This window comes from Mycolicibacterium elephantis DSM 44368 (assembly GCF_004014805.1).
GTDB lineage: Bacteria > Actinomycetota > Actinomycetes > Mycobacteriales > Mycobacteriaceae > Mycobacterium > Mycobacterium elephantis.
This window is the reverse complement of sequence record NZ_ATDN01000046.1, coordinates 1-8,836: the sequence shown is the minus strand read 5'-3', so window position 1 is coordinate 8,836 and position 8,836 is coordinate 1. Positions and strand designations below refer to the sequence as shown.

General features: G+C 68.2%; 10 protein-coding genes. 5 read left to right on the top strand and 5 right to left on the bottom strand.

Annotation, left to right across the window (positions count from 1 at the left end):
• The coding region (locus tag MELE44368_RS22600) for a DEAD/DEAH box helicase (protein ID WP_164890203.1) at positions 1-1,312 on the bottom strand (1,312 nt) is incomplete at its 3' end.
• 220 nt (positions 1,313-1,532) lie between these two features.
• On the opposite strand from MELE44368_RS22600, the gene MELE44368_RS22595 reads away from it, so the two are divergent.
• Positions 1,533-2,228, top strand: coding sequence for a ferritin-like fold-containing protein (locus MELE44368_RS22595; protein ID WP_128110548.1), 696 nt, complete (start codon positions 1,533-1,535; stop codon positions 2,226-2,228).
• 10 nt (positions 2,229-2,238) lie between these two features.
• On the opposite strand, the gene MELE44368_RS22590 is transcribed toward MELE44368_RS22595, so the two are convergent.
• A complete protein-coding gene (locus MELE44368_RS22590; protein ID WP_128110547.1) occupies positions 2,239-3,060 on the bottom strand; it encodes a hypothetical protein in 822 nt (273 codons plus the stop codon).
• A gap of 255 nt (positions 3,061-3,315) precedes the next feature.
• On the opposite strand from MELE44368_RS22590, the gene MELE44368_RS22585 reads away from it, so the two are divergent.
• A complete protein-coding gene (locus MELE44368_RS22585; protein ID WP_128110546.1) occupies positions 3,316-3,564 on the top strand; it encodes a DUF3107 domain-containing protein in 249 nt (82 codons plus the stop codon).
• On the opposite strand, the gene MELE44368_RS22580 is transcribed toward MELE44368_RS22585, so the two are convergent.
• Positions 3,551-4,216, bottom strand: a complete 666-nt coding sequence (locus MELE44368_RS22580; RefSeq protein ID WP_128110545.1) for an HTH-type transcriptional activator FasR — start codon at positions 4,214-4,216, stop codon at positions 3,551-3,553. The genes MELE44368_RS22585 and MELE44368_RS22580 overlap by 14 nt on opposite strands.
• Before the next feature lie 130 nt (positions 4,217-4,346).
• Between MELE44368_RS22580 and MELE44368_RS22575 the strand changes: the two genes are divergently transcribed.
• The 3 genes from MELE44368_RS22575 (at position 4,347) to MELE44368_RS22565 (ending at position 7,592) form a co-directional block, all read left to right on the top strand.
• Entirely contained in the window at positions 4,347-5,381 is a 1,035-nt protein-coding gene (locus tag MELE44368_RS22575) for a DUF3152 domain-containing protein (protein ID WP_409366148.1), read from the top strand.
• A gap of 141 nt (positions 5,382-5,522) precedes the next feature.
• Positions 5,523-6,701, top strand: a complete 1,179-nt coding sequence (moeZ, locus tag MELE44368_RS22570; protein WP_128110543.1) for an adenylyltransferase/sulfurtransferase MoeZ — start codon at positions 5,523-5,525, stop codon at positions 6,699-6,701.
• A 36-nt stretch (positions 6,702-6,737) separates the two neighbouring features.
• Entirely contained in the window at positions 6,738-7,592 is an 855-nt protein-coding gene (locus MELE44368_RS22565) for a TIGR02569 family protein (protein WP_046754109.1), read from the top strand.
• A gap of 78 nt (positions 7,593-7,670) precedes the next feature.
• Here MELE44368_RS22565 and MELE44368_RS22560 read toward each other — a convergent pair whose 3' ends face one another.
• Both MELE44368_RS22560 and MELE44368_RS22555 read right to left on the bottom strand, forming a co-directional pair.
• A complete protein-coding gene (locus tag MELE44368_RS22560; protein WP_128110542.1) occupies positions 7,671-7,967 on the bottom strand; it encodes an MGMT family protein in 297 nt (98 codons plus the stop codon).
• A 2-nt stretch (positions 7,968-7,969) separates the two neighbouring features.
• Entirely contained in the window at positions 7,970-8,752 is a 783-nt protein-coding gene (locus MELE44368_RS22555) for an alpha/beta fold hydrolase (RefSeq protein ID WP_128110541.1), read from the bottom strand.
• Between the last annotated feature and the right edge of the window lie 84 nt (positions 8,753-8,836).

Genomic DNA, 8,836 nt, shown 5'->3' with positions numbered 1-8,836 from the left:
GGGTACGTCGCCGCGCGCGGTTGCGGGTGCGCGCGGGCCGCTCGGCCGACCGCTCGGCCGGTGCTCGCTTGGCCTTCGGCTTGGCGGCCGCGCCGACGCGGCCGCCGGCGTCGGTCGGGATGCCCAGCTCCTCGTACAGATGCGGCGAGCTGGAGTAGGTCTCGGCGGGATCGGGGCAACCCAGGCCCAACGCGTTGTCGATCATCTGCCAGCGGGGCAGTTCGTCCCAGTCCACCAGGGTCACCGCGACACCGGTCTTGCCGGCCCGGCCAGTGCGGCCGATGCGGTGCACGTAGGCCTGTTCGTCCTCGGGGATCTGGTAGTTGATCACGTGGGTGACGTCGTCGATGTCGATGCCGCGGGCGGCGACGTCGGTGGCCACCAGCACGTCGATCTCGCCGGTGCGGAACGCCTTGAGCGCCTTCTCGCGGGCGCCCTGACCGAGGTCGCCGTGCACCGCGCCGACGCTGAAGCCGCGCTCGGCGAGTTCGTCGGCGACTTTCTGGGCGGTGCGTTTGGTGCGGGTGAAGATCATCGTGGCTCCGCGCCCCTCCGCCTGCAGCACCCGGCTGATGAGCTCCACTTTGTCCAGCGCGTGGGCGCGGTAGACGAATTGCTCGGTGGTGTCGTGAATGGCCGCCGAATGCGGGGCCTCGGCCCGGATGTGGGTCGGCTGGGTCATGAACGTGCGGGCCAGCGTGATGATGGGATCCGGCATGGTCGCCGAGAACAGCATCGCCTGCCGCTTGTCGGGGATCTGTCTGAGAATCCGCTCGATGTCGGGCAGGAAGCCCAGATCGAGCATCTCGTCGGCCTCATCGAGCACCAGCACCGACAGCCCACCCAGTTGCAGGTGGCCCTGCTGGGCCAGGTCGAGGAGCCGGCCCGGCGTACCGACGACGACGTCGACGCCTTTCTGCAGCGCCTCGATCTGCGGCTCGTACGGACGCCCGCCGTAGATCGACGTGACGGTCAGCTTGCGGTCACCCACCCTGAGGTACTTGGCGGCCAGGGCCAGGTCGTTGGACACCTGCAGGCACAGTTCGCGGGTGGGCACGACGACCAGCGCGCGGGGGATACCGGTCAGCGGCCGGTCGGTATCGGTGGTGATGCGCTGCAGAAGCGGCACCCCGAACGCCAGGGTCTTGCCCATCCCGGTGCGGGCCTGCCCGATCAGATCGTCGCCCGCCAGCGCGAGCGGCATGGTCAGTTCTTGGATAGCAAACGGATGTTCTTTGCCGCCTTCGCGTAGTGCGCGAACGATTTCGTCGCGAACCCCGAGTTCAGCAAAGGTTTTGTTGAGATGCGTCATACGCGGGAGAAGTAGCCTTTCAATTGTCGTTCCTCATGGCGTCCACACGCGCGCACGAGTTCGACGAAGCTACTGCCGGGGCCCAGCGCTTATAGGCGGACCAACTGCGTGCACGCACATTTCTCGGTAGCGGCGAGCTCACGTGCCACTGCCGTCACCCATCATACCTGTGGGCACTCGCCCAACGGTCGGCGCGCCGGGCGGCGTTTAATCTTGACCCATGAATTCCACGCCGCCATCCGAGCACAGGTCCACCTCGGTGACGTCAGGCGTGTCACCCGATCATCCCGGCGTCAACGAACTGTTCGCGCTGCTGGCCTACGGCGAGGTCGCCGCGTTCTACCGGCTCACCGACGAGGCCAAAATGGCACCGAACCTGCGGGGCCGGATCAACATGGCGATCATGGCCGCCGCCGAGATGAACCATTACGAGGTGCTCCGCGATGCGTTGGAGCGCAGGGGAGTCGACGTGGTGCCCGCGATGACGAAGTACGCGTCGGCGCTGGAGAACTACCACCGGCTGACCACCCCGAGCACCTGGCTCGAAGCGCTCGTGAAGACCTACGTGGGCGACGCGTTGGCCGCCGATTTTTATCTGGAGATCGCCGATGCACTGCCAGATGAGGTTTCCGATGTGGTGCGGCGCGTGCTGTCCGAAACCGGGCACTCCCAGTTCGTCGTCGCCGAGGTGCGAGCGGCGGTGACCGCCAGCGACAAGCAGCGCCACCGGCTGGCGTTGTGGTCACGCCGGCTACTCGGCGAGGCGATCACGCAGGCGCAGTTCGTGCTGGCCGATCACGACGAGCTGGTCGACCTGGTGATGTCCAGCGGCGAGGGCCTGACCCAGATGACCGAGTTCTTCGACCGGCTTCAGCGCACGCATGCCTCCCGGATGGAGGAGCTGGGCCTCGCCTGAGGCCGGTGCCCTACTTCGTGCAGTTGGCGATCATCGTGTTGTTGTTCTGCGCGGCCAGCACCGCACCGGACGCGTCGGTGATGTTGCAGTTGAGTTGACCGCCCACGCTGGTCGCGGTCACCGAGGCCAGCTCCACGCCCGGGTCCAGCACGACCGTCTTGGCCCACGGCAACGCGACGTTGACCTCGGTCCGCAGCGCGCCCTGCGAATCGGTGTAGATGATCGTGACCAGGTCGATCAGCTGCCGGTTGCCGGTCACCCGGTAGGTCACGGCGCGCGGTGAGGGCGCCGGCGGCGGCGGCGCGGCCTGCGCGGGAGGCAGGACCGGCTGGGCGGACGGCGTCACCTCTGCCGTCGGCGTCACCTCGGCCGTCGGGGTCACCGTCGTGATGGTCTCCGGGGGCAGGCTCGGGACCAGCGGCGCGCCGGTGTTGCCTGTCCGCGGGGCCGACGTCGCGGCGGTGCTGGGGGCCGGGGCCGTCGACGTCGCGGTGGCCGTCACCGACCCGCTGTCCCCGCCGCCGAGGATCACGCCCGTGGTGCCGACGGCGACGAACAGGATGATGCCGGCGATTCCGGCCACCCACATCCAGCGCCGGTCGATGCGCGCCTCGTCGTCCTCGAAGTCGGCGTACTCGTCGGCGTACTCGTCGTAGGTCTCGTCGTAGCCGGTGTCGTAGCCCGGCCGGTAACCGGTGTCGTAGCCGGTCTCGTAGCCCGCCTCGCGGCGAGAGTCGTAGTCGAGCTGGGCGATGGGTGACTCGTCGTAGGCGCCGCGCCGTTCGGTCGGGGTCAGCGAATACGGCGATGGTCCGGTATAAGGCCTGTTCATATGGGTTTTCCCGGTCGTATCGAGCAATACCCGGCTGATGCTATCGATGCTGGAGTGACGGATGAGGTCGGTAGGCCGGTGTGTTGGGTTACGGTCCGGACTCGGTTCGGTCGCTGTTTGCAGCCGACGCCCCGACCGCGGTCGAAAGGCGGCTTCGCTGACCGCGAACTGCCCGCCCCGCCGCGGCGCCGAGGCCGTCCATTAGCCTTGGCTCAAGTGTTTTCGAGAGGTGCCACGAGGGAAAGGGTCCGCAGCGTGGAGGTCAAGATCGGTGTCATGGACAGCCCGCGTGAGCTGGTCTTCAACAGCGCGCAGACGCCAAGCGAGGTCGAGAAGGTGATCACCGACGCGCTGGACCGGCAGTCAGGAGTGCTGGCCCTCACCGATGAGAAGGGCCGCCGTTTTCTGGTGCAGACCAGCAAGATCGCGTACGTCGAGATCGGCGCGGCAGACGTGCGCCGCGTCGGGTTCGGGGTCGGAGTCGAGCCCGCTAAGACCGGGTGAGCGGCACGTGTGACAAGCCGCCCCAGATGAACTGGACGGTGCCCTCCACCGCGTCTTCCTTGGAGATCGGCCGGTCGTTGTTCAGCCAGTAGCGTGCCGAGTCGACACTGATGGCGACCAGGCCGACTGCGATCATCCTGGCGCGGTGCGGCTCGAGCCCGGAATCGTGGCTGATCAGGTCGAACACCGCGTCGGTGCAGGCTTCGGTGGCGACCTTCACCTGCGCGGCGACCTGCGGTTCGGTGACGTAGTCGTTCTCGAAGATCAGCCGGTAGCCCTGCCCGTCGTGCTCGATGAAGTCGAAGAACGCCTGCACGGCGGCGCGCACGCGCTGGCGGTTGTCGGTGGTGGTGCGCAACGCCTGGCGCACTCCGGACACCAGGTTCTCCACATGGCGCTGCAGCACCGCCAGGTAAAGCTCCAGCTTCGATGAAAAGTGTTGGTAGAGAACCGGTTTGCTTACGCCGGCCCGATCAGCGATCTCGTCCATGCCCGCGGCGTGGTAACCGCGGTAGACGAATACTTCGCTGGCCGCCGCGAGCAACTGCCCGCGACGTTCATCACGAGGCAGCCTGTTGCCGCGTCGGGTCAAGCCGTCACCGTTTGCCGGCGGCGCGCCTCTCCTCGCGGCGGTGTTCGCGAGATCGCTCATCATGTCCTTCATCCGGTCTAGTTAGGCAATGACACTACTACCGTCGGCAAAGCCGTACCGGCAGGCGGTTCGCGGCTTGCCGATGGCGCGCCGGAAGTGCCTGCGCCTGCGCCTGTGTCATCCTGATTCGGTGACTCACGACTCGGAGCGTCGCGTGGGTAGTCGCGTGCCCGCGCTGCGTAACGAGTGGCGCGAGCCGCTGCGTGCGCAACGTGACCCCCTGTCCGAGGGGTCCGGGCGGATCAGGTCCAACCGCGACGAGCACCGGCGTGTTCGCAAACAGACCTGGCTGGGCCGCTTCGTCTCCACCTACGGTTGGCGAGCCTACGCGTTGCCTGTGCTGATGGCGCTGACGGTGGTCGTCGTCTACCAGACGATCACCGGGACCAGCGCCCCCGCGCCCGATCAGCTAGAAGGCCCCGTGCAGGGGCCTCCCACCATCGGGGTGGCCAGCACCGCGATCATCGGCGCCCCGCCCAAGGGGCTGACCGAGTTCGACGCCAACCTGCCCACCGGGATCCTGCCCGCCGGTGGACCGTTCACCCCGGCCGGAGCCAAGACCTGGCGCGTCGTCCCCGGTACCGCCCCGCAGTTCGGGGAGGGCACCGCCAAGGTGTTCACCTACAGCGTGGAGGTGGAGGACGGCATCGACACCACGACGTTCGGCGGGGACGACGGATTCGCCAGGATGGTCGGCGAAACACTCGCCAATCCCAAGAGCTGGACGCACAATCCGCAGTTCGCGTTCATCCGCGTCGACGCCACCTCGGGGGTGGAGCCCGATTTCCGGGTGTCGCTGACCACGCCCATGACGATCCGCGAAGGCTGCGGCTACGACATCCAACTCGAGGCGTCCTGCTACAACCCGGCCTACGCCGACGGTCAACCCCGGGTCTTCATCAACGAGGCCCGGTGGGTCAGGGGTGCGGTGCCGTTCCAGGGTGACGTGGGCTCCTACCGCCAGTACCTGATCAACCATGAGGTCGGTCACGCCATCGGCTACCAGCGTCACGAGCAGTGTCCGGAAAACGGGGACCTGGCGCCGATCATGATGCAGCAGACCTTCTCCACCAACAACAACGACGCGGCCCGGTTCGACCCGGGCACGGTCAACCCCGACGGCAAGACCTGCCGGTTCAACCCCTGGCCGTACCCGATCGCCTGAAACCGGGTCTTTCTCCGACGCGCCGCGATCGACCGCTCCGGTGCGCGCGCTCGTGACGGCGCGGGGAAGCCACACGGTGGTTTCGGCGTTGTGGATGGTGCCTATTGTTGAGCTAGGACAGCCAATCAAGGAGAAATTTCGGTGTCGACGCCGTTGCCGCCGCTGGTTGAACCGGCGGCCGAACTCACCCGCGAAGAGGTTGCGCGCTACAGCCGTCACCTCATCATCCCCGACCTCGGGGTGGACGGGCAGAAGCGCCTGAAAAACGCCCGGGTGCTGGTCATCGGGGCCGGCGGGTTGGGCTCACCGGCGTTGCTGTACCTGGCGGCCGCCGGGGTGGGCACCATCGGCATCATCGACTTCGACGTCGTCGACGAGTCCAACCTGCAACGCCAGGTCATCCACGGCCAGTCCGACATCGGCCGGTCCAAGGCGCAGAGCGCGCGCGACTCCATCCTCGAGATCAACCCGCTCGTCAACGTGCGGCTGCACGAGTTCCGCCTGGAGCCCGACAACGCCGTCGACCTGTTCGCGCAATACGACCTGATCCTCGACGGCACCGACAACTTCGCCACCCGCTATCTGGTCAACGACGCCGCGGTGCTGGCAGGCAAGCCGTATGTGTGGGGCTCCATCTACCGCTTCGAGGGCCAGATCTCGGTGTTCTGGGAGGACGCGCCCAACGGGGCGGGCCTGAACTACCGCGACCTCTACCCCGAGCCGCCGCCGCCGGGGATGGTGCCCTCGTGCGCCGAAGGCGGGGTGCTGGGCATCCTGTGCGCGTCGGTCGGCTCCGTGATGGGAACCGAGGCGATCAAGCTGATCACCGGTATCGGGGAACCGCTGCTGGGGCGGTTGATGGTCTACGACGCGCTCGAGATGAGCTACCGCACCATCAAGATCCGAAAGGACCCGGCCACCCCGAAGATCACCGAGTTGATCGACTACGAGGAGTTCTGCGGCGTGGTGTCCGATGCGGCCGCCGAGGCCGCCGCCGACGCCACCATCACCCCGCTGGAGCTTCGGGAACTGATGGATTCGGGCAAGCCGCTGGCGCTGATCGACGTCCGCGAACCCGTCGAGTGGGAGATCAACCGCATCGACGGAGCGGAGCTGATCCCCAAGTCGGCGTTCGAATCCGGTGAGGCGCTGGCCAAACTGCCCGTCGACCGCACCCCGGTGTTCTACTGCAAGACCGGGGTGCGCTCGGCCGAGGTGCTGGCCATCGCGAAGAAGGCCGGCTTCTCCGACGCCATGCACGTGCAGGGCGGAATCGTGGCCTGGGGCAAGCAACTCGAACCCGACATGGTGATGTACTAACGCCGAGTTTGCCCATTTCCGGCTTAGGCTGAGCTCGTGACAGTCGAAGGCCCGCCGGATCATGTGCTGGCGGCGTTCGGGCTGACCGGCGTGCAGCCGGTCCCGCTCGGATCGAGTTGGGAGGGCGGCTGGCGCTGCGGCGAAGTCGTGCTCTCGATGGTCGCCGACCATGCCCGCGCCGCCTGGTCGGCGAAGGTGCGCGAGACCTTGTTCGTCGACGGAGTGCGGCTGGCCCGGCCGGTGCGCTCCACCGACGGGCGGTACGTGGTGGCCGGCTGGCGGGCCGACACCTTCGTCGCGGGCAGCCCCGAACCCCGCCACGACGAGGTGGTTTCGGCCGCGGTGCGGCTCCACGAGGCGACCGCCAAGCTCGAACGGCCCCGGTTTCTCACCCAACCCCCCGTCGCGCCGTGGTCCGACGTCGACGTGTTCATCGCCGCCGACCGCGCCGCGTGGGAGGAGCGCCCGTTGCACTCGCTGCCGCCCGGCGCACGGGTCGCCCCGGGCTCCGTCGACGGGCAGCGCTCGATCGAACTGCTCAACCAGCTGGCCACCCTGCGCCGGCCGACCAAGAGCCCCAGCCAGTTGGTCCACGGAGACCTGTACGGCACAGTGCTTTTCGCGGGCACCGCCGCCCCCGGCATCACCGACATCACCCCGTACTGGCGGCCGGCGTCGTGGGGCGCGGGGGTGGCCGTCGTCGACGCGCTGTCGTGGGGGGAGGCCGACGACGGGCTGATCGAACGCTGGAACGCGCTGCCGGAGTGGCCACAGATGCTGTTGCGTGCGTTGATGTTCCGCATCGCGGTGCATGCGCTGCATCCGAGGTCTACAGCGGCGGCGTTTCCGGGCCTGGCCCGCACGGCCGCGTTGGTGCGGCTGGTCCTCTAGCCCGCGAGGCGGGCGCGAACGTGGGTTACCCGCACGCCCCGGAGCGATTTCGCGTGACGCGAGCCCACGTTCGCGGGATCAGAACCGGTGGCGCACCTCGGCCAGCGGCACCCGTCCGTCGTCGGCCAGCACGCCTTCGGCGCGCAACAACTCGAGTTGCCGGCTGGTCAGGTGCGGCGCGGGCCTGCCCGACGCGCGGATCACCCGATGCCACGGCAGATCCGCGGAGTCGGTGCGCATGATCCAGCCGACGATGCGCGGGCTGGAAAGCCCTGCGGCCTCGGCGATGTCGCCGTACGTCGACACCCGGCCGCGCGGAATCGCGGCGACCAACGCACGTACGGTCTCCACCTGCTCGTCGGTGATCGCCGCCATCGTTAACGCCGTTTCAGCGCGTCGCGGATCACCACCGCGGTGTCGGCCGGACGCGCCTGCGCCACCATGTGCTCGCAATCCCACTCCAGCAACGTGAAATGCGTTCCGAGCCGCTCGGTCAGCGACGCGATGAGCTCGTCCGACGCGTAGGCGGGGCGGGTCCGGCCGGCCCGCACCAAAGTGGTCGGTGTGCCCTTGGGCGGCAACACCATCGGGCGGGCCAACTCGCTCCAGTACGACATCATCGCCGGGATGCTGATCCGCCAACCCACTCGTCCGGTGGGCAACTGGACCAGGTGCTCGTCGAGTTCGCGGTCCAACTCGGCCGGTTCCACCTCGCCCCACGAGCCGTTGGCCTTCTCCGCGCGGGCCTCGGCGCGGTCGGTGTAGTCCGGGGAGGCCAGCATGTCCTCGGCGATGTCGCGCATCCACTCGCCGTCCAGGCCGACGGCCGGGTCGAGCAGCACCAGCGCCGCGACCAGATCGGGCCGGGCCGCAGCGAGATTCAGCGCCAGCGCGCCGCCGAACGAATGCCCGACCACCACCACCGGTGCGTCCGCTGCGATCAGCGCCGACATCGCGTCGACATTGGCCTCCAGCGTCCACGGCGCCGCCCACGACGACCGGCCGTGCCCGATCAGGTCCGGCGCCGCGACGGCGAACTCGGCCAGATGCCGCACCGCCAGGGTCTGCCACCGCTGACCGTGCCCGGTCAGGCCGTGAATGGCCAACACGTCGGTGGGCTGGTCCGGGCCGTACCGGTGTACATGCAGCTTGGCGGTCACAGACGTGATGCTGCCATCAGCGGTCACGACCACTTGATGCTCCTATTGATGTCAAGCGATTTGGAGCCAGGTTCTGTAGGTTTC